Source organism: Sphingobium bisphenolivorans (genome assembly GCF_000412635.1).
Classification (GTDB): domain Bacteria; phylum Pseudomonadota; class Alphaproteobacteria; order Sphingomonadales; family Sphingomonadaceae; genus Sphingobium; species Sphingobium bisphenolivorans.
This window is the reverse complement of record NZ_ASTG01000001.1, coordinates 273,185-291,734: the sequence shown is the minus strand read 5'-3', so window position 1 is coordinate 291,734 and position 18,550 is coordinate 273,185. Positions and strand designations below refer to the sequence as shown.

Below are 18,550 nucleotides of genomic sequence, written 5' to 3'. Positions count from 1 at the left end.
GCGGGGGAAGGGGCATTAAGGCCCCTGCCATGACCGAACTGCCCAAGACCTTCGACCCCGCCGAAATCGAATCCCGCTGGTACGCCCATTGGGAGAGCAACGGCCTGTTCCGCCCGGAACGGCCGGATGCCGAGCCCTTCACGATCGTGAACCCGCCGCCGAACGTGACGGGCAGCCTGCACATCGGCCATGCGCTGGACAATACCCTCCAGGACATCGTGATCCGGTACGAGCGGCTGCGCGGCAAGGATGCGCTGTGGGTGGTCGGCACCGATCATGCCGGCATCGCCACGCAGATGGTGGTCGAGCGGCAGATGGAGGCGCAGCAGGACAAGCGCACCAACTATACGCGCGACCAGTTCATCGAAAAGGTGTGGGAATGGAAGGCGGAGAGCGGCGGCGCGATCACGCGCCAGCTGCGGCGGCTGGGTTGCTCGATGGACTGGGCCAATGAGCGCTTCACGATGGACCCGGGCTTTTCGCGCGCGGTCATCAAGGTGTTCGTGGAGCTGCACCAGCGGGGGCTGCTCTACCGCGACAAGCGGCTGGTGAACTGGGACCCGCGTTTCCGCTCCGCCATCTCCGACCTGGAGGTCGAGACGCAGGAAGTGAAGGGCGGCTTCTGGCACTTCCGCTATCCGCTGGCAGACGGGGTTCGCCTGGCAAGCGGGGCGGATCATATCGTGGTTGCGACGACGCGGCCCGAGACGATGCTGGCCGACATGGCGGTCGCGGTGCATCCCGACGACCCGCGCTACAAGGATGTGATCGGCAAGGACATTCTCCAGCCTATCACCGGGCGCCGCTTCAAGATCGTGGGCGACGACTATGCCGATCCGGAACTGGGGTCGGGCGCGGTCAAGATCACGCCGGGCCACGACTTCAACGACTTTGAAGTGGGCAAGCGGGCGGGCTTCCGCGCGGCCGAGATGCTCAACATGTTCGACGCTGACGCGAACGTGGTGCAAACGTCGGACGGGCTGATCCCCGACCGTTTTCTGGGTCTGCACCGCTTCCGCCGCGAGAGCGTGGACGGCGCGCGCGAGCTGGTCGTGGCCGAGATGAAGGCGCTTGGCCTGCTGGTGCCGCACGTCACCAAGAACAAGGAGGGTGAGGAGGTCTTCTCCGACGCCGAGCCGCGCACCATCCAGACGCCTTTCGGCGACCGTTCGGGCGTGGTGATCGAGCCCTGGCTCACCGACCAATGGTATGTCGATGCCGCCAAGCTGGCGGTGGCACCGATGCAGGCGGTGCGCGACGGGCGGATCGAAATCGTGCCCAAGACGTGGGAAAAGACCTTCTTCAACTGGATGGAGAATATCCAGCCCTGGTGCGTCTCCCGCCAGCTCTGGTGGGGGCATCAGATCCCGGCCTGGTATGATGAGGACGGCAATCCCTATGTTGCGGAGAGCGAGGAGGAAGCGCAGGCCCTTGCCGGTAACAAGAAGCTGAGCCGCGACCCCGACGTGCTCGACACCTGGTTCTCGTCCGCGCTATGGCCTTTCGGCACGCTCGGCTGGCCGGAGCAGAGCGCGACACTCGACCGCCACTATCCCAATGACCTGCTGATTTCCGGCTTCGACATCCTGTTCTTCTGGGATGCGCGGATGGCGATGCAGGGGCTGGAGTTCATGGGCGACGTGCCCTGGCGCAAGCTCTACCTGCATGGGCTCGTGCGCGCTGCGGATGGGCAGAAAATGTCCAAGTCGAAGGGCAATGTCGTCGATCCGCTCGGCCTGATCGACAAGTTCGGCGCGGATGCGCTGCGCTTCTTCATGGCGGCGATGGAGAGCCAGGGCCGCGACGTGAAGATGGATGAGAAGCGCGTCGAGGGCTATCGCAACTTCGCGACCAAGCTGTGGAACGCGGCGCGCTTCCTGCAAGCGAACGGCGTCACCGCCTCGACCCAGCATGAGGCGCCGCATGCGCAGGCGCCGGTCAACCGCTGGATCATCGCCGAGACGGTCGCGACCGTGCAGGCGATCGACACCGCCATGACCGAGCTGCGCTTCGATGCGGCAGCGAACGCGATTTACCATTTCGTTTGGGACCAGTTTTGCGACTGGTATATCGAACTGACCAAGGGCCAGATGGATGAGGAGACGAAGGCGGTTGCCGGCTGGGCGTTCGACCAGATCCTCGTCATGCTGCATCCCTTCATGCCGTTCATCACCGAAGAGCTGTGGAATCTCACCGGCACGCGGTCGGGCGAACTGATCGTCGCCCGCTGGCCGCAGGCGCTCTATGCCGTCGATCAAGAGGCGCAGGCTGAGATCGACTGGCTGATCCGCCTGATCAGCGCGATGCGGACCGCGCGCACGGAGCTGAACGTGCCCCCGGGCGCGAAGCTGGCGGTGGTGGTGCAGGATGCTGCGGACGAAACCCACCGCCGCATCGATCGCCAAGGCGGGGCGCTCGCGCGGCTGGGGCGGGTGGAAAGCCTCTCCTTCGGCGACACGGTAGAGGGCGGCGCGGCGCAGATTGTGGTGGATGAAGCGACCTTCATCCTGCCGCTGGAAGGCGTGATCGACATCGCGGCGGAAAAGGCGCGGCTTGCGAAGGCGCTTGCGGCGGCTGAGAAGGAGCGGGACTCGCTATCCGGGCGGCTGTCGAACCCCAGCTTTGTGGAGAAGGCCAAGCCTGAAGCCGTGGCGAAGGCGCGGGAGGATCATGCCGAGAAGGCTGCCGAAGCGGAGAGGTTGAACGCGGCGTTTGAGCGGTTGGCCTGACCTTGGGGGATGCGGCGCTCCTGCGGAGGCAGGCGCCCAGTTCCAACACAGCCTGCCCGGTTGAAAGTCGCGCCCCTTACCGCCCCTGATTACGCCAGCGGGTGATGGTGCGGTCGAGTATGTCATGCTCTCCGCCTGACTCGCGCCACAATTGGGTGAAGCTCGGGTCGCCCGACGCTGGGCGACGCGCTTCCTCCAGATTGTCGAGCGCGACGCGGATCGGCACGGCGACGCCTTCGCCGCAGATGATCGCCTCGCGATTGCGTAGAGCGGGGATCGAGTCGAGGAAGCCGCGCGCCCCTTCCGGCATCGCGGCCTTCACGAAGGCCTGGTCGCGATCGTTGTTGAGCCGCATCGAAATGATCGTGCCGCATTGTGACAGCACGCCTTCGGCCAGGTCCGATGGCCGCTGCGTGATGAGACCCAGCGATACGCCATATTTGCGGCCTTCCTTCGCGATCCGCTCCAGAATGCGCCGCACCGCCTGACCGCCGCCACTCGTGCTCGCGGGGATATAGCGATGCGCTTCCTCGCAGACGAGCAGGATCGGCCGCTGCGGTTCGTCGCGCGCCCAAAGCGCATAGTCGAACACTAGCCGCGAGAGCACCGACACGACGACTGAGGTGATGTCGGACGGCATGGAAGACACATCGATGATCGAGATCGGCTTGCCGCCCGAGGGCAGGCGGAAAATCTTGGCGAGAAATTCCTGCATCGAATCGGCGACCAACATGCCGGAGAACATGAAGCTGTAGCGCGGGTCGCTCTTGATCTCGTCGATCTTGGTCTTGAGCCGCATATAGGGCAGCGATCCGGTGCCCTTGTCGAGCTTGCCCATCTCATTTTGAAGAATGTTGGTGAGGTCGGACAGCAGATAGGGAATGGGCGAATCCACCGTCAACCGGCCGAAGCTTTCAGCCAGGCGGTTCTTCGACCGCGCGGCGAGCAGGCATTTGGCGAGAATGTCGCTATCGACTGTGCGTTCGGAACCCTCGGAGGTGACGAACACCTCGCAATGTTCCTCGAAATTCATCAGCCAATAGGGAAGGGCAAGATTGTTGACGTCGAATACCGCGCCATTCTGTTGAAAGGCCGCGCCATATTCGCCGTGCGGATCGATCATCACGATATGCCCCTGCGGCGACAGGTCGCAGATGCGGTGCAGGATCAGTGCCGCGCTGGTCGATTTGCCGGTGCCCGTGGACCCCAGCAGCGCGAAATGCTTGCCCAGCATGGAATCGACATAGAGCGCCGCGCGGGTGTCGGCGGTGGGATAGACCGTACCGATCTGCACATGCGGGCGATCGTCGGCCGAATAGATTTGCTGCATGTCGGCGCTGGAAACCGGATAGACTTCGGTGCCCGGCGAGGGATAGCGGGTGACGCCGCGGCGGAAGCGGTAGATGCGGCCGGTCAGCTTTTCCTCGTCGCCCTCGCCCAGAAAGTCGATGTCGGCGATGATGCTGGCGCTATCCTGACGATCGAGCGCCATGGCGCGCACGCTGGCGATCAGCCAGACATTGCCGACGCGCATCTTGACCTGGCTGCCGACCTGGCCGGCCATCGCGATGCAGGGGTCGGGATCCTGTGCGAGGATCGCGGATCGGCTGGCATCGATGATCAGCTGGGAACTGGAGCCCGCGATCTGGAACACCATGCCCATCGCGCCTGCCGCACCGTGGGTGATCGCGGGCGCCGCGCCGGTGAAATGATCCGCCCCGTGCATATGGGTCATAAGCCTTCCTGTCCCCCTCGGCCGGACCCGCTTCCGGCACGATGGAACGAAATATCAGCCGACTGGTAAAGATTTGGCTTATCGTGCCCGCGCTCGGCGCTGGATTTTCCGCGCGCGGCGTGGTCAGGGATCAGCGGCGGAGCCTTTGCGGACCTTGGCCGTTGAGGATCAACAATTTCAGGATGCTCGTTTGCTAGAGACTATGACGGCCGATGCGGCACGGCGATCCGATGCCATCGCTATAGCCCGTGTCATCTGCATCGTCGGCGTGGTCTATGTCCATGCCTGGACCGGCCTTAACGGTCATGATCTGGAAGTGCTGCGCGGCACGCCGCAGGACAGCCTGCGCTGGGGCCTGATGGAGGTTTTCGGCCGCAGCGCCGTGCCGCTGCTCGGCCTGATTTCGGGCTGGCTGGTCGAGGCTTCGTCCCACACCCAGCATTGGGTGCGCCATGTCGGCCGCAAGATGCGCACCATATTGCTGCCGATGATCCTGTGGAATGCGCTGGCGATCCTGTTCGTGTCGGGCGCCGCCTGGGCGCTGGGCCTGTCGGCCCCAGTGCCGCAATCGACGGACTGGATGTTCGAGGAACTGTTCATCGTCAGCCGCAATCCAGACATCAACGTCCAGATGCCGTTCCTGCGCGACCTGTTCCTGTGCATGGTCGCGGCGCCGCTGTTCGTCCGGCTGCCGGGGCGCGCGCTGGCGCTGATCGCGCTGGGCGCGGCGCTCTCCCACCTGCTAGGCTGGGGGCCGCCGGTGCTGATGCGCGCGTCGATTCTCTTCTTCTTTGTCATGGGCATCATCGCAAGGCGGGAGGGGCTGGCCGACCGGGTCATCGCCCTGCCTCGGCTCGCCGCCGCGATGCCGTTTCTGCTGCTCATGCCGGTGCAGCTTTACCTCTCGATGCATCCCGTGCCCGGACCGCCGAGCATAGGAGCCGCCGCGCTGGATCTGGCAGTGCGTGTCTCCGCCGCGCTCTTCTTCTGGCGCCTGGCATGGGGTTTGGCGGGCAGTCCGGCGCGCGGCATGTTGCTGCGCATAGAGCCCTATGCCTTTCTGTTCTTCTGCTCGCACCTTATCCTGATCTGGCTCGGCGGGCCACTGTTGGGCACGGTGTTCGGAAAGCTGGGGTCGCCGCTTTATCCTGCCTATCTGCTCGTGCAGCCGCTGCTCGTGCTGTTCGCCGTCGTCCTGCTGGGCTCGCTGCTCAACCGCACGGCGCCGGGTGCGGCACGGCTACTGAGCGGCGGGCGGCTCGCGAGGGTGTGAGGCCGCTTCAGAGCGTGCGTGCAGCCGCCATCGCGATTTCCAGGCTGCGCTTGCGGGCCTCGAAATCATAGATCTGGCCCCCGAGGATCAGCTCGTCCACGCCGGTCCGCTCGATAAAGGCCGACAGGTCGCGCGCGACATCATCCTGCGTGCCGATGCTCGATGCGCTCAGCACATCGCGCAGCATCGCCTGAAACTGCGGCGGCAGGCTCTCGAAATAGCCGGGCACGGGTGGGCGCAGCTTGCCGGGCTGACCCGTGCGCAGGCGCACGAAGGCCTGCTGCATCGATGTCGCGAGCAGGAGGGCCTCCTCAGCGCTATCGGCCGCGAAGACGTTGAAGCCGGCCATGACATAGGGGCGATCGAGCTGTGCCGACGGCCGAAAGTCACGGCGATAGATGGCGATCGCATCCTCCAGCGCGGCGGGCGCGAAATGGGAAGCGAAGGCATAGGGCAGGCCGAGAGCCGCCGCCAACTGGGCGCCATAAAGGCTGGAGCCGAGAATCCACAGCGGCACATCTTCCCCTGCCGCCGGTGTCGCCTGAAAGCCGAGGCGCTCGTCGCCCGCGAAATAGGCTTGAAGTTCCATGACATCGCGCGGAAATTCGTCCGGCCCGCTCGCCAGCGTGCGGCGCATCGCCTGTGCCACGCGTTGATCGGAACCAGGCGCACGGCCAAGGCCCAGATCGACGCGGCCCGGGAACAGCGCCGCCAACGTGCCGAACTGCTCAGCGATCAGCAGCGGCGCATGATTTGGCAGCATGATGCCGCCTGCGCCGATACGAATGCTGCTGGTTGCCTGGCCGATATGGGCGAGCACGACAGCGGTAGCGGCGGAGGCGATCCCCGGCATGCCATGATGCTCCGCTACCCAGTAGCGGTGAAAGCCCAAGGCTTCGGCATGCGCCGCGAAATCGACTGATCGGGCGAGAGCCTCGCGCGCGGTGCTGCCTTCAACGACGGGGACGAGGTCCAGAACGGAAAAATGGGTCATGCCCGCCATATGGGGGAACGACCCGTTTCATTTCAATACGAAGTTGTGCGATTATACCGCTCGGCCAAATCCTTGTGCCGGCGCGTCGGCACGGCGGCCGAAAGAAGTCGGGCGGCGTGCCACCAAGGGGTTGGAGTCGCGCTCCAGAAGCGCCAAGGTTTCCGTGAAGCAGGGACGCAGCGCCACGACCACTTCGATCAATTCGTCCGGACCCTCGCGGGTTTCGACGCAGCGCCGCGCGACCATCTCGATCGTCTCGGCCATGCTGCTGAGGCGGTAGGCGCCGAACTGCGCCGATTCGCCCTTGAGCGTGTGGGCAGGCGTCACCAAAGCGATCGCGTTGCTCGCGCGAATCGCATCTTCGATGGCAGTGATCGCCTTCACCCCATCTTCCCGAAAATAGCCGAGAATCCGGAGGAAGGCGCTGCCCAGTTCCGCCCTGCTCTTGGCAAGGTCGGTCCAGTTGACCAGCTCAGCCTCTTGATATGACACCTGGCGACACTCCCTGTTCTGCCGGCACATCATAGAAGCCGTGCGTAAACAGCCGGTTAAGCCGCCTTTACGGAATGGACCATCTTAGCCGCGGCGGAAGGCGAAGACATGTCCTTCGTCGGCGACGAAGGACCAGCCCTGCTGGCGGGCGAGCGCCGCCAGTTCGCTGGGGGCGACCGGGTCGTCAGCCTCGATCGTCACGGCATCGGCCGCCCGCATCGCCCGCGCCACGCGCAGTGCGGGCCAGGGGCACTTCATGCCTCTGGCGTCGATATGGACCGGCTCACTTGCTGGCATAGGGATTTTTGGCGCTGCGCAGCGTCAGGCGAACCGGCACGGCGCCGAAGCCCAGTTCCTTGCGAATGCCGTTGACGAGATAGCGGCGGTAGCTCTCCGGCAGCTCGTCCAGCCGCGTCCCGAACAGCACGAAGGTCGGGGGGCGGGTCTTGTTCTGGGTGATGTAGCGCAGCTTGATGCGCTTGCCGCCGGGGGCGGGTGGGGGATTGGCTTCCAGCGCGCGCTCGAACCAGCGGTTGAGGATGCCGGTCGACACGCGCTGCGACCAGGCGGTGCGGGTTTCGAAGGCGACGCGGATGAGGTCGTCCAGCCCTTTGCCAGTCGCGCCCGAGACGGTCATGATCGGCACGCCGCGTATCTGGGCGAGGCCGTCGGAGAGGGCCTGCTTGATCCCCTGGTAGAGCGCCGAGCCGTGTTCCACCGTGTCCCATTTGTTGAGTGCGACGACCAGGGCGCGGCCTTCCTCCAGCACCTTGTCGGCGATGCGCAGGTCCTGCGCCTCCAGACCGCGGGTGGAATCGAGCAGCAGCACGACGACTTCGGCGAAGTTCACGGCGTTCAGGCCGTCAGAAACGGCAAGCTTTTCCAGCTTGTCCTGAACCTTGGCGCGCTTGCGCATGCCGGCAGTGTCGATCAGGCGGACGGGGCGGGGTTCGGCATCCTCATCGCGCGGGTCGGTCCATTGCCAGTCCACGGCGATGCTGTCGCGCGTGATGCCCGCTTCGGGACCGGTCAGCAGGCGGTTTTCGCCCAGCAACCGATTGATGAGGGTCGATTTGCCCGCATTGGGACGGCCGACGATGGCGAGCTTCAGCGGGGCGGATTCCAGATCCTCCTCCGACAGTTCGCCCTCCTCCTCTTCCTCAGCCTCGCGGTCGATAAAGGGCAGCAGCGCCTGAAACAGGTCGGCCAGCCCCTGACCATGTTCGGCGGAAAAGGGCACGGGATCGCCGAGGCCAAGGCTGAACGCCTCCATGACGCCATCGTCGCCGGCCCGCCCTTCAGCCTTGTTCGCCATCAGGACCACAGGCGCCTCACCCTCGCGCAGCCAGCGGGCGATTTCCTCGTCCAGCGGGGTGATGCCGGCGCGGGCGTCGACGACGAACAGCGCGACGTCGGCATTCTCCACCGCTGCCTGCGTCTGGAGCCGCATGCGGCCGGGGAGCGTCTGCGGATCCTCATCCTCGTATCCGGCGGTGTCGATGACGGTGAAATCGACCCCGAGCAGGTTCGCCTGCCCCTCCCGCCGGTCGCGGGTGACACCGGGTTGATCGTCCACCAGCGCCAGCTTCTTGCCGACGAGACGGTTGAAGAGGGTGGACTTGCCCACGTTGGGACGGCCGACAATGGCAACTATGGGCAGCATGATCAGCCCGTTTCCTTTAAAAAACGCCCGTTTCAAAGGCCGGGCCTGAAAATGTCAGTGCTCCTGCGAAGGCCGGAGCCCAGTCCAGAGGGTGGAACTGGGCTCCGGCCTTCGCAGGAGCACGCTTAGCTTATATCGTGGGTCGTGTCAGCGAAACGCCGTCAGCTTCCCGTCATCGGCAAGGATGTAGAGCGTGCTGTTCGCGACCACCGGTGACAACGACATGGAGCGGCCGATGTCGACCTGCGCCTGGATCTGGCCTGTCGTGGGATCGACATAGTTGAGGTCGCCATGCGTCGAGACCAGCACCAGGCGGCCGCCGGCCAGGACCGGGCCGGTCCAGCGGATCGCCTTGTCCTTCTTCTTTTCCTTTTCCCAGCGGCGTAGCTGGCTGATCCAGCGGATCTTGCCGGTGGCGCGGGCGACGCAGAGCAGCTTCGCGTCGCTCGTGACGGCAAACACCCATTCGCCCACCACCCATGGGGTGGAGATGCCGGCAATGTTGATTTCCCAAAGGCGCTGGCCGCTCACCAACTCATAGGAGGCCATGCGGCCGCCCTGACCGATGGCGAACACGCGGCCGCGGTCGATCACCGGATTGGCATCGATGTCGGTCAGCGTCGCCACTGCCGTCGAGATGCTGGTGCGCGAGAGGGCGTCGCCCCAAAGTGTGCGGCCATTTTCATAACGATAGGCGGTCAGTTCGCCCGAACTGTAGCCGGCGACCACCGTACCCTGCGCCGCGGCCGGGGCGGCGACGCCGAAAATCCCGGTGACCTGAAGCGTGCCGCTATCGGTCCACTGTATCTCGCCATCGCTCTGGTTCAGCGCGAAAATCTGATTGTCCTGGCCCATCACATAGACATGGCCGTTGGCGAGGGTCGGGGCGCCGCGCAGCGGTCCGCCGGGCCGCTTCTTCCAGATGATCGATCCATTCGCAGCGTTGAGCGCCGCGACATCGCCGATACCGGTGCTGGCATAAAGTTTGTCGTCGACGATGCTGACGCCGCCGCCGAACAGGGCGCGGCCGCTGCCCTCGGCAGGAAGCGAGGTCTGCCACAGCTTCGCGCCGCTTGCCGCGTCGAACGCGACGACATGGGCGCCCGCGTCGATGACATAGAGCTTGCCATTGGCGACGACCGGAGAGGAGGCGAGGCGGGCACGGGGTGTGCTGCCTTCGATCGACGTCGACCAGGCCTGCGAAGGCGAGCCGCTCAGCGCCAGATTGCCCATCGTCTTGGCCGGGCTGCCGCCAGGCTGCGACCACTGATCGTTGGCATAGGGTTCCGGCAGCGCGACGGGCACGTCCGCCAGCGTCGGATCGACCTCCACGCCCTGCTCATTGCTGAGGATGGAGGTGCGCTTGCCTACGACGGGCGTCTTGGGCCCGCCCTTCTTGCCGCCCACAATGCCGCACCCGGCGAGCATCGCGACCATCAGGGCCACGGTCACGGCGCGCTGCGCGCCTGCCAACTTCGTCATGCTGTGCATCCCCATGCGACCCATTACTGCTGTGCCGGCTCGGCCGGCGTTTCTACCGCGTCAACATCCAATAGGCCGGCCATCTGTCGCGCGCGTGAACGGATTGATTGCGGCACATTGCTGTCCTTCGCCATGGCCGCGAATAGCGGTCCGGCAAGATCGGGCTTGCGCATCTTCATATAAGCGATCGCCACCAGTTCGCCGGCGCTGCCGAACCAGGGCGCACCCTCCACCGCGAGCGGCTTCAGCCGGTCGACCACCTGCTGGGGTTTGAGGCTTTCAAATTCCAGCGTCGTTTGCCGGATCAACCCCAGATCGCGATAAGGCTGATCGAGCGAGCCATCGTTCGCGATGGCCCGATAGGCGGCGATCGCGGCCTCGTTGTCGCCCTTGCGAGCGGCGTCGCCCGCCTTCACCAGCAGCGCGGACGCGCGGAAGCCGGGCTGGCTGGCATTGGTCAGCGCTTCTAGCTGCTTCGGATCGGGCGTGCCGCCACCGGCCGAGGCGGTGAGGACCTTGTCCATGTCTTCGGACACGGCCTGCGACGCCGTCGTGCTATGGTGCTGCCAATAGAGCCAGCCGGCGAAGGCCGCGAGGCCCAGCAGCACCAGCGCGACGATCCAGCGGCCGAAGCGCTCCCAGAATGTCAGCAGCTGATCCTGGCGAACGGCCTCATCCACCTCGCGCATGAAAGCTTCGCTGTTTTGCGGCGTCAGAGCCAAGTGTGTCTCCAGAAATTCGTCTTACGCAGGCACGCGGAAGCCGGGATCATTAGCGGCGCAAAGTCCTTACGCAAATTACTTTTTGGGCCGATATACCTGATCTTCCGTGGGGAAGCTGCGGTTGCGGACGTCGGCGGCATATTGAGCGGCGGCCTTGCTGATGGTTTCGGCGATATTCTCATAGCGCTTCACGAAGCGGGGCACGCGCTCGAACATGCCCAGCATGTCCTCCGCCACCAGGACTTGCCCGTCGCATTGGGCAGAGGCGCCGATGCCGATCACGGGGATGTCCACGCTGGCGGTGACGGCGACGGCAATATCCTCCATCACCCCTTCGATCACCATGGCGAAGGCGCCGGCTTGCGCGACGGCGGTGGCGTCGGTGACGATCTTGGCATGCTCTTCCTGGCTCTTGCCGCGCGCGCCATAGCCGCCCAGCGCATTCACGGCCTGGGGGGTGAGGCCGATATGCGCCATCACCGGAATGCCGCGCTGGCTTAGGAAGCTGATGGTTTCCGCCATCGCCACGCCGCCCTCCAGCTTGACGGCCGCGCAGCCCGTTTCGGCCATGACGCGGCTGGCGCTGGCGAAGGCCTGCTGCGGAGAGGCTTCGTAGCTGCCGAAGGGCATGTCGACCAGCACGACGCTATGATAGCTGCCGCGCACCACGGCGGCGCCATGGGCGATCATCATGTCGAGCGTAACGGGCAGGGTCGAGGGCAGGCCGTAGATCACCTGGCCGAGCGAATCCCCGACCAGCAGCATGTCGCAATGCGGGTCGAGCAACTGCGCCTGCCGCGCCGTATAGGCGGTCAGCATCACCAGCGGCTCCTGCGTCTTTCCTTCGAACTTGCGGCGCTGGATGGCGGGCACCGTCAGCCGCTTCATCGGCGCGGGCGTCGGATTGGCGCGGCTGGTCGAAGTGTCGAGCGTGAAGGTCGTGGACATGGGTGCGCTCTACATGACGGGGCGCAGGCGCGCAAATGCCAGAAGGGCCGGAGCGGCATGATGCGCGCTCCGGCCCTCCCGGGGCGAACCTCGGCAGGATCAGAAGGAGAATTTGATCGTTCCGCCCCAGGTGCGCGGGTCGCCCACCTGACCGGCGATCAGGCCGGTGTTGCCGGGGGCAACCTGAAGATTCTCGATATAGTTGACGTCGAAGGCATTGCGGACCCAGCCGAAAATATCCAACCCTTCGCCACGGAAGCCGGCGCGGAAGTTGGTGAGGGCATAGCCCTTCACTTCCGTGTAGATCGATGGCGAAGCGTTCGAATTCCAGTGCGAGCGGTAATTGCCGTCTACGCCAAGGTAGATCTGCCCTTCCTTCGCCAGCAGATTGACGGGAATGTTATATTCCGCGCCGTAGGAGAAGGCCCATTTCGAGACGCCGGGAAGGCGTGAGCCGGAGATGTCGCAAGCTCGCGGGCTGAGCGCACCCGGAACGCCCGGCTGGGAATAATCAGGCGTAGCGCCTGCAGGCTGGAACGTGCCGCCCGAGAGTTCAGGCGGGCAGGGTGCGTCCACGAACTTCACATATTTGGCGTCGGTATAAGCGCCGTTGGCATAGGCCGTGAAGCGATCGCTGGCGACGACCTTGAAGTCTGCCTCGATGCCCTGCGAGCGAACCTTGTCCGCATTGGCAAGATAGCCGCGCACAGTGCCGAACTGGCCGCCGTTCACCGTCGCCTGGAAATCCTTGATCTCCGTACGGAAAGCGGTGAGGTTGAACGTCGCACGACGGTTCCAGAACTGGGTCTTCAGGCCGACTTCAAAGTGATTGACCGACTCCGGCTTCACCGTGCTGGCGTCATAGTTCACCGTGTTATCGGCGTTCAGCGGCAGGCCGTTCTGGTTGATGCCCAGCGTCTTGAAGCTCTTGGCGTAGGTCGCATAGGCCAGAATGTCGGGCGCGATCTTATAGTTGACGTTGAAGTCATAGGTGAAGTTCCACGCGCTGTCCGACGGGGAACTGATCTGCGGCTGGTAAACGCCGCACTGCTGAGACGTTCCGGCGATCGTGCCGGGGGCCGGCGGCGTGGTGCAGCTGATTGCCTGACCCGCCGCATTGGTCACGACGCGCTGGTAGAAGCCAGACTTCTTGTCATAGTTGAGGCGCGCGCCTGGCTGGATCGTCAGCGAGTCCGTGACCTTCCAGCTGAGCTGGCCGAACAGCGCCGCGCTCTCGCTCTTGAGATATTGCGTGTTGCTTGCGGTCAGGCCGGCCAGCGTCGCGGGGATGTTGGCGGGGTTGGTCGGCGAGGTCGAGGGCGCAAGGCTCCAGCGAGCAGCTGCGCTGCCCTGCTGTTCGGTGCCCTGCGTGTCGATCCGCTGCTTGAAGCCGAACAGGCCGACGACGAAGTCGATCTTCTGGCTTTCGTAATTATAGCGGAATTCCTGGCTATACTGGTCCTGCTGCGAGGGGTTCTGCGACCTCGACACGATCGGCAGGCCGGTGAAGTCGCGGTCATTCTCCGGCTTCCAGTCCCAGAAGCGCCAGGCGGTGACCGAGGTGAGCGTTCCGGGGCCGACATTCCACTTGATCCGCGCCGATGCGCCGCCGATCTTGTTGCCAGCGTTCAGGTTGCTGTCGAGGTCGGTCAGGCGGTCATAGGGATTGCGGCTGGGCACGACATAATTCTGCGCAGCGGCAAGCGCGTCATACTGGCGGTTGAGCGGACGCTGCGTCCGGCCCACGCGAACGAAGGTGGTGCCGCAGCATTCCGGGTCCTGCTTGCTATAGTCGCCCGACAGGGTGATGCTGACATCGTCGTTGGGCTGGAACAGCAGCTGGCCGCGAAGGCCCAGATTGTCCTGCTCGTTGATCCAGCGGTTGGTGGTGACATTGTACAGCGTGCCGCGACGGCTGGTCGCAGCGACGGCGATGCGGGCTGCGACCGTTTCCGACAGCGGGCCGGACACGGCCGCCTTCGCCTGCCGGTAGTTGAGGTTGCCGACGGTGAGTTCGGCGCGCCCTTCGAAATTGAAGGTCGGCTGGTTCGTCGTGATATTGATCGCGCCGGCCGTGGTGTTCTTGCCGTAGAGCGTGCCCTGCGGGCCGCGCAGAACCTCGACCTGGGCGACGTCCAGGAAGTCGAAGGTCGCGGCGGCGACGCGGGAGTTGTAGACGTCATCGACATAGATGCCGACACCCTGTTCGAAGCCGTCGCTGGTGAGGCCGAACGGCACGCCGAGGCCACGAATGTTGACCGACGTGTTACGCGGGTTGGTCGTGTAGACCTGAAGCGTCGGGGCGAGCTGCTGAAGCTTCACGACGTTGAAGTTGCCGGTTGCCTCTATGCTGTCGCCGCGAATGACGGAGATGGCCAGCGGCACTTCCTGCGCCGTTTCAGCGCGACGGCGGGCCGTGACGATGATGACGTCGCCGCGAGGGCTGGTCTGTTGGGCCTCGTCCGCAGCGGGAGCGGCCGGCTCAGCCGCGCTCTGCGCATGTGCGCTGGACGCGACAATGGATGCGCTCGCCACGCCGGCGAGCCACAGAAAACGCGCAATCATAATAATTCCCCTTCCGGATGTCCGGTGAATGTTGATCACGGCATTTCCGGAGATCCGGTCAAAGCCGCAGGTCTGGGAATGGTAAATGCGGCCCACCCCCTGCCGCTGCTATATTCAACTGCCTTGGTGGCAGCCTTTTTTTGCAACCCTGTATTCGCCCCCCCAAACGTCGTTCAGGCTGTCAGGCGAGTCTTTTCTGTTACGTCGATTTGCACCACCCGCGCATCATGCACGGTCAGGGTGATGGAGCCGAAACGCAGGTCTTCAAGTACGCCGCGCACCTTGTCGATGCTGGCGGAAATGTCGTAGCGCTGGCCGTCGCCGCGCCCGTTTCGGGCCACTTCAATCGGTCGATGTTCACTCATAAGCACCTCTTGCCCCTCCTTATCTCAACTCAATTAATAGACAAAATAGCAAAAATAGGGGGCGCTCAAGTTTCTCTTGTCACGCCCCATAATAGTCAGCCGCTGACCCTTAGCGCAGCCAGCCGTCTTTCCTGATGTGCCAACGGGATAGCAGGTTTCAGCTGCCGCATCGCGGAGGCCTGTTCCTGGGCACTGTCGATCAGCCCTTCGAGCAGCGCCTGGCCGAAGCGCCATTCGCCAAGGCCGGAGTCGGCGTTGATATGGCCGCAAAAGCCTGCGTCGATGAAGCTGCTGCCCCAATTCTTCCCGATGCTGTGAGCGCGTTCAAAGAAGATATAGGGGTCGTTGCGGCTTGCCACGACGATCGAGGGGAAGGGTAGTTGTGCGCGCGGGGTGGGGCCAAAGCCGCCGATCGTCTCGGGCGTTTCCATCCGGTCGCAATCGGGGGGTGCCACCAGCAGGGCGCCCGTCACCGGCCAGCCATAGGCCTGGCTTTGCAACGCGCCCCACCAGGCGACGGCCAGGCAGCCCAGGCTGTGCGCGGCCAGGATGATCGGCCCATTCACCTGCCGAATGGCTGCGTCGAGGCGAGTGACCCAACTGTTGCGATTGGGGCTGGCCCAGCTGCCCAGATCGACGCGGGCGCAATCGCCCCGTGTCTCTTCCCAAAGCGTCTGCCAATGGCCGGGCCCGCTATTGTTGAGGCCGGGAATCGTCAGCACGACGGGCTGTCGCGCGTCCCCTGAATGTCCGAATCGGTCCATGGTGCAATCCTCGTCCAATGTCAGTTCAGAGATAATTCTATTTTAAAGATAGACAATGGGCGAGCGACGGAATGTGTCACAATTTGGGCAGCCCGATTCATCTGGCGTTCAGGAAAATCACCTGGCGAAGGGTGCCGGGCGCACCTCTTCACGCCGTCTACCAAGGGTAGATCAAGCCATAATATTGGAACACGTTGCGGCCATAGGCCTCATCATAATCGGGCTGTTCATGAGGCAGGTGACGTGGCGCATCGTCCAGCATTTCCTTGCTGAGATCAACCACATAGCCGCCAAGATCGGTGTCGTAGCTCAGCATCGACCAGGGGAGCGGATAATGGTCGTGCCCCATGCCCAGGAACCCGCCGAACGACAGCACGGCATAACGCACCTGGCCGCTTCGCTTGTCGACCATGAAGTTGGAGATGCGGCCAAGCTTCTCCCCTTCGCGATTGTAGACCGCCGTGCCTTCGACGCGATCGGACGCGATCAGGTCGCCATGATTTTCCGTCACGGGCTCAACCATCTTACTCTCCTGCGCAGAATCATTCTATTATGGAAACCAAGGCGGAGCGGCGGGGTTCCTAGCGCGAACAGGAGGAACGAAGATGAAGATCAATCGCAGCGGTTCGGCAGTGTGGAGCGGTGGCCTGAAAGACGGCAAGGGCGCGATTTCCACGCAGAGCGGCGCGCTCGACGCGCAGCCCTATGGCTTTGCGGCGCGGTTCGAGGGGGTGCCGGGCACCAATCCCGAAGAATTGATCGCGGCGGCCCATGCCTCCTGCTTCACCATGGCGCTGTCGATGATTTTGGGAGAGGCGGGACTCACCGCCGAGAAGATGGAGACGAACGCCGTCGTCACGCTGGAGCAGCAGGATGGCGGCTTTGCGGTGACTGCGAGCAAGCTGACGCTTAAAGCGACCATTCCGGGCGCCGATGACGAGACGTTTCAGGACCTCGCCGCCAAGGCGAAGGCCAACTGCCCCATCTCCAAGCTGCTGAAGGCGGACATCAGCCTGGATGCGGAACTGCTAGGCTGACGGCCCGCGCCTGGCGCGAACATGCTCGCGCCAGGCGATATAGAGGCCGCTGGCGGTGATGAGCGCGGCGCCGACCCACGTCGTGCTCATCGGCCAGTCGCCCCAGATCGCCCAGCCTAGCAGCGTCGTCCAGATGATCGTGCTGTAATCCATCGGCAGCACCACCGACACCGGCCCCCACCGCAGCGCGGCGGTGAGGCAAATCTGCGCGATGCCGCCGACCACGCCGATCAGCAGCAGCAGCCCCCAGGTGGCGAGGTCGTGCGACTGGCCGTAGAAAAGCATGGCTGTCCCAAGCGGCGGCAGGGATAGGAGCGTGAACCAGAAGACGATCACGCCGCTATTTTCCGTTCGGCCGAGTTCGCGCAGGATCAGACTGACGATGGCCGTCACGCATGCGGCGGCGATCGCCACTGCAAGGCCGATCGGCGGGAAATGCGCCGCATCCGGCCGGATCATGATGAGTACGCCCAGAAAGCCGATGATGACGGCGCCCCAGCGATGAATGCCGGTCGCTTCACGCAGGACCAGCGCCGACAGGATCGTACCGAAGATCGGCATGGTGAAACCGATGGTGGCGGCTTCGGCGGGCGGCAGCAGGATGTAGGAAAGGAAGTTCAATATCATGCCGGTGAGGCCGATCACCATCCGCGTGGCGTGGGCGCGGATCCTGCGGGTCCGGAGCGAGCCCATTCCTCCCGTCATCGCGACCCATGCGAACACCACCGGCAGCGCGAGCGCCTGCCGATAGAAGATCGATTCGACGACATGAACGCCGTGGGAGTCCGCGAGCCTCACCGTCACGAACATGATGGACAGGCACAGCACGGCGATCAGCCGCAGCCCGATGGCGAGCAAGGGGTGATGCGGACGGGATGGGGAGGCGAGGGGATCGGCAGACACGCGCCCGCCTTAAACCGGTTGCGCGATGACGCAACCGGGATGCGGCTGCCTTATTTCAGCGGCTTGCGGAATTTGAGCGTCATCCGGTCGCTTTCGCCCACCGCCAGATATTTCGCCTTGTCCACCTCGCCATTGGTGAGCGTCGGCGGCAGGGTCCATACGCCCTTGGGCCAATCGGCGCTGTCCTTCGCATTGGCGTTGATCTCGGACGACCCGGCATATTCGAAGCCGGCCGCTTCGGCGAGGCGGCGGATGGTCGATACCTTGAGATAGCCGCTGCTCTTCTCCAGCGCGCTGTCGCGGCTTTCGGGCAGGCGGTGATCGACGATGCCGAGCGCACCACCAGGCTTCAGCAGATCGTAAAACGCCTTGAAAGTCGCGGCCTCGCTGCCCGCCATTACCATATTATGGACGTTGCGGAAGGTCAGCAGCGTATCCACGCTGTTCGCAGGAATGAGGCTGGTCTGGTCGGGGAAGGCGACCAGCTTGACCTTGTCATAGACGGGGGGCTTCGCGGCCAGAAATTCCTTGTAGCGGTCAAAGCCGCGGCCGCCGGGCTGAAGCGCGTAGAATGTGCCCTTCTCGCGCAGGAGCGGGGCCAGGATTTCCGTGTACCAGCCGCCGCCCGGCGCATACTCCACCACCGTCTGTTCCGGCGTGACACCAAAGAAGGCGAGCGTCTCGGCAGGATGGCGATATTGGTCGCGTGCGACGTTGGCAGCGGTCCGGCTGGACGCCGCCACGGCCGCGGCGATCGGTTCGACCGTCTGATGCGTGGCGTGACCGTCATGGCTGCCATGTTGCGCAGCGGTTGGAGTAAGGGGGAGTATCAGGCCGGCCAGCAGCAGGCCGGCGCGCGGGAGGCGGATCATCGGAGC

General features: G+C 64.3%; 17 protein-coding genes. 3 read left to right on the top strand and 14 right to left on the bottom strand.

The features are described 5' to 3' along the window. The first annotated feature begins 29 nt into the window (after positions 1–29). Positions 30–2,729 (top strand): valine--tRNA ligase, encoded by a 2,700-nt coding sequence (locus L858_RS0101525; RefSeq protein ID WP_022681382.1) that lies wholly within the window; start codon positions 30–32, stop codon positions 2,727–2,729. A gap of 76 nt (positions 2,730–2,805) precedes the next feature. On the opposite strand, the gene L858_RS0101520 is transcribed toward L858_RS0101525, so the two are convergent. Then, a complete protein-coding gene (locus L858_RS0101520) occupies positions 2,806–4,464 on the bottom strand; it encodes an ATP-binding protein (RefSeq protein WP_022681381.1) in 1,659 nt (552 codons plus the stop codon). Positions 4,465–4,654: 190 nt separating this feature from the next. On the opposite strand from L858_RS0101520, the gene L858_RS0101515 reads away from it, so the two are divergent. After that, positions 4,655–5,737: an acyltransferase family protein gene (locus L858_RS0101515; RefSeq protein WP_028055678.1), complete on the top strand. Its 1,083-nt coding sequence runs from the start codon at positions 4,655–4,657 to the stop codon at positions 5,735–5,737. 7 nt (positions 5,738–5,744) lie between these two features. On the opposite strand, the gene L858_RS0101510 is transcribed toward L858_RS0101515, so the two are convergent. The 11 genes from L858_RS0101510 to L858_RS0101460 form a co-directional block, all read right to left on the bottom strand. Next, positions 5,745–6,731, bottom strand: a complete 987-nt coding sequence (locus L858_RS0101510; RefSeq protein ID WP_028055677.1) for an LLM class flavin-dependent oxidoreductase — start codon at positions 6,729–6,731, stop codon at positions 5,745–5,747. A gap of 51 nt (positions 6,732–6,782) precedes the next feature. After that, on the bottom strand, positions 6,783–7,223 hold the full coding sequence (locus tag L858_RS0101505) for an Hpt domain-containing protein (RefSeq protein ID WP_022681378.1): 441 nt from the start codon (positions 7,221–7,223) through the stop codon (positions 6,783–6,785). An 84-nt stretch (positions 7,224–7,307) separates the two neighbouring features. Then, positions 7,308–7,520, bottom strand: a complete 213-nt coding sequence (locus tag L858_RS0101500; protein WP_022681377.1) for a sulfurtransferase TusA family protein — start codon at positions 7,518–7,520, stop codon at positions 7,308–7,310. Beyond that, complete coding sequence (der, locus tag L858_RS0101495; protein ID WP_022681376.1) at positions 7,507–8,886, bottom strand: ribosome biogenesis GTPase Der; 1,380 nt, start codon at positions 8,884–8,886, stop codon at positions 7,507–7,509. Before der ends, L858_RS0101500 begins: the two co-directional genes overlap by 14 nt. Before the next feature lie 147 nt (positions 8,887–9,033). Then, positions 9,034–10,383 (bottom strand): outer membrane protein assembly factor BamB family protein, encoded by a 1,350-nt coding sequence (locus tag L858_RS0101490; protein WP_022681375.1) that lies wholly within the window; start codon positions 10,381–10,383, stop codon positions 9,034–9,036. An 8-nt stretch (positions 10,384–10,391) separates the two neighbouring features. Further along, positions 10,392–11,090 (bottom strand): tetratricopeptide repeat protein, encoded by a 699-nt coding sequence (locus L858_RS0101485; RefSeq protein ID WP_022681374.1) that lies wholly within the window; start codon positions 11,088–11,090, stop codon positions 10,392–10,394. Between the two features lie 75 nt (positions 11,091–11,165). After that, entirely contained in the window at positions 11,166–12,038 is an 873-nt protein-coding gene (gene panB / locus L858_RS0101480) for a 3-methyl-2-oxobutanoate hydroxymethyltransferase (RefSeq protein WP_022681373.1), read from the bottom strand. Positions 12,039–12,137: 99 nt separating this feature from the next. Beyond that, positions 12,138–14,603 (bottom strand): TonB-dependent receptor, encoded by a 2,466-nt coding sequence (locus L858_RS0101475; protein ID WP_022681372.1) that lies wholly within the window; start codon positions 14,601–14,603, stop codon positions 12,138–12,140. 173 nt (positions 14,604–14,776) lie between these two features. Further along, the gene (locus L858_RS0101470; protein ID WP_022681371.1) at positions 14,777–14,968 is read right to left on the bottom strand and encodes a YezD family protein; all 192 of its coding nucleotides are present in this window, start codon (positions 14,966–14,968) and stop codon (positions 14,777–14,779) included. Between the two features lie 95 nt (positions 14,969–15,063). Then, a complete protein-coding gene (locus L858_RS0101465; RefSeq protein ID WP_022681370.1) occupies positions 15,064–15,732 on the bottom strand; it encodes an RBBP9/YdeN family alpha/beta hydrolase in 669 nt (222 codons plus the stop codon). Between the two features lie 157 nt (positions 15,733–15,889). Beyond that, on the bottom strand, positions 15,890–16,255 hold the full coding sequence (locus L858_RS0101460) for a PRC-barrel domain-containing protein (protein WP_022681369.1): 366 nt from the start codon (positions 16,253–16,255) through the stop codon (positions 15,890–15,892). Positions 16,256–16,337: 82 nt separating this feature from the next. Between L858_RS0101460 and L858_RS0101455 the strand changes: the two genes are divergently transcribed. After that, positions 16,338–16,769, top strand: a complete 432-nt coding sequence (locus tag L858_RS0101455; RefSeq protein WP_022681368.1) for an OsmC family protein — start codon at positions 16,338–16,340, stop codon at positions 16,767–16,769. Here the strand turns inward: L858_RS0101455 and L858_RS0101450 are convergent. Both L858_RS0101450 and L858_RS0101445 read right to left on the bottom strand, forming a co-directional pair. Beyond that, positions 16,761–17,579, bottom strand: a complete 819-nt coding sequence (locus L858_RS0101450; RefSeq protein ID WP_037504244.1) for a DMT family transporter — start codon at positions 17,577–17,579, stop codon at positions 16,761–16,763. The two genes, L858_RS0101455 and L858_RS0101450, sit on opposite strands and share 9 nt — an antisense overlap. 143 nt (positions 17,580–17,722) lie before the next feature. Next, positions 17,723–18,544: a class I SAM-dependent methyltransferase gene (locus L858_RS0101445; RefSeq protein ID WP_022681366.1), complete on the bottom strand. Its 822-nt coding sequence runs from the start codon at positions 18,542–18,544 to the stop codon at positions 17,723–17,725. Positions 18,545–18,550 lie beyond the last annotated feature (6 nt).

Coding starts and splice junctions, on each gene's coding strand:
- L858_RS0101525 (WP_022681382.1), top strand. CDS start 30: ATGACCGAACTGCCCAAGACCTTCGACCCCGCCGAAATCGAATCCCGC.
- L858_RS0101520 (WP_022681381.1), bottom strand. CDS start 4,464: ATGACCCATATGCACGGGGCGGATCATTTCACCGGCGCGGCGCCCGCG.
- L858_RS0101510 (WP_028055677.1), bottom strand. CDS start 6,731: ATGACCCATTTTTCCGTTCTGGACCTCGTCCCCGTCGTTGAAGGCAGC.
- L858_RS0101500 (WP_022681377.1), bottom strand. CDS start 7,520: ATGCCAGCAAGTGAGCCGGTCCATATCGACGCCAGAGGCATGAAGTGC.
- der (WP_022681376.1), bottom strand. CDS start 8,886: ATGCTGCCCATAGTTGCCATTGTCGGCCGTCCCAACGTGGGCAAGTCC.
- L858_RS0101490 (WP_022681375.1), bottom strand. CDS start 10,383: ATGGGGATGCACAGCATGACGAAGTTGGCAGGCGCGCAGCGCGCCGTG.
- panB (WP_022681373.1), bottom strand. CDS start 12,038: ATGTCCACGACCTTCACGCTCGACACTTCGACCAGCCGCGCCAATCCG.
- L858_RS0101475 (WP_022681372.1), bottom strand. CDS start 14,603: ATGATTGCGCGTTTTCTGTGGCTCGCCGGCGTGGCGAGCGCATCCATT.
- L858_RS0101470 (WP_022681371.1), bottom strand. CDS start 14,968: ATGAGTGAACATCGACCGATTGAAGTGGCCCGAAACGGGCGCGGCGAC.
- L858_RS0101465 (WP_022681370.1), bottom strand. CDS start 15,732: ATGGACCGATTCGGACATTCAGGGGACGCGCGACAGCCCGTCGTGCTG.
- L858_RS0101460 (WP_022681369.1), bottom strand. CDS start 16,255: ATGGTTGAGCCCGTGACGGAAAATCATGGCGACCTGATCGCGTCCGAT.
- L858_RS0101455 (WP_022681368.1), top strand. CDS start 16,338: ATGAAGATCAATCGCAGCGGTTCGGCAGTGTGGAGCGGTGGCCTGAAA.
- L858_RS0101450 (WP_037504244.1), bottom strand. CDS start 17,579: ATGTTCGTGACGGTGAGGCTCGCGGACTCCCACGGCGTTCATGTCGTC.
- L858_RS0101445 (WP_022681366.1), bottom strand. CDS start 18,544: ATGATCCGCCTCCCGCGCGCCGGCCTGCTGCTGGCCGGCCTGATACTC.